Below are 745 nucleotides of genomic sequence, written 5' to 3'. Positions count from 1 at the left end.
GTCCTGTGCGTCTGCCAATTCCGCCACCCCGGCAAGGAATAATGCATTAATCACTTGGCAAACTAAATGATTAATTTCCTGGAGCGGAAGACGGGATTCGAACCCGCGACCCCCACCTTGGCAAGGTGGTGTTCTACCACTGAACTACTTCCGCATATAGTTAATTATTATAATTGTATGGTGCGGGTGGAGGGACTTGAACCCCCACGTCAAGAGACACTAGATCCTAAGTCTAGCGCGTCTGCCAATTCCGCCACACCCGCTTGAATGGTGAGCCATGGAGGATTCGAACCTCCGACCCTCTGATTAAAAGTCAGATGCTCTACCAACTGAGCTAATGGCTCCCAAATGGTGCCGGCCAGAGGACTTGAACCCCCAACCTACTGATTACAAGTCAGTTGCTCTACCAATTGAGCTAGACCGGCTGAAATGGTGGAGGATGCAGGGCTCGAACCTGCGACCCCTTGCTTGTAAGGCAAGTGCTCTCCCAGCTGAGCTAATCCTCCTGTGTATCTTGCCTGGCAACGTCCTACTCTTGCGGGGGCGTGAGCCCCAACTACCATGGGCGCTGGAGAGCTTAACTACTGTGTTCGGCATGGGAACAGGTGTGACCTCTCCGCTATCGTCACCAGACTCTTTTTTCAAGGACAAGATACATTATAACTCATCATTCACATAGAATGCAAGAGTTTTTTTAGTTTTTTTTATGTACCCTAAAAACTAGATAAGAGTGATCAACAAGTTC

Annotated in this window: 5 tRNA genes and 1 rRNA gene; all 6 read right to left on the bottom strand. The window is 49.3% G+C overall.

Features of this window, described 5'->3' with window-relative positions:
- Positions 1 to 79: 79 nt before the first annotated feature.
- Positions 80 to 154: transfer RNA gene (locus GH715_RS21300), tRNA-Gly, on the bottom strand.
- 24 nt (positions 155 to 178) lie between these two features.
- Positions 179 to 263, bottom strand: a tRNA-Leu gene (locus tag GH715_RS21295).
- A 5-nt stretch (positions 264 to 268) separates the two neighbouring features.
- Positions 269 to 344 (bottom strand) — tRNA-Lys (locus GH715_RS21290).
- A gap of 5 nt (positions 345 to 349) precedes the next feature.
- Positions 350 to 425: transfer RNA gene (locus GH715_RS21285), tRNA-Thr, on the bottom strand.
- A 5-nt stretch (positions 426 to 430) separates the two neighbouring features.
- A tRNA-Val gene (locus tag GH715_RS21280) sits at positions 431 to 506 on the bottom strand.
- A gap of 10 nt (positions 507 to 516) precedes the next feature.
- Positions 517 to 633 (bottom strand): 5S ribosomal RNA (rrf, locus tag GH715_RS21275).
- Between the last annotated feature and the right edge of the window lie 112 nt (positions 634 to 745).

It is taken from the genome of Gracilibacillus thailandensis, assembly GCF_010994055.1.
GTDB lineage: Bacteria > Bacillota > Bacilli > Bacillales > Amphibacillaceae > Gracilibacillus > Gracilibacillus lacisalsi.
Note: the sequence above shows the minus strand (reverse complement) of the source record. Positions and strands in the feature narration are given on the sequence as shown.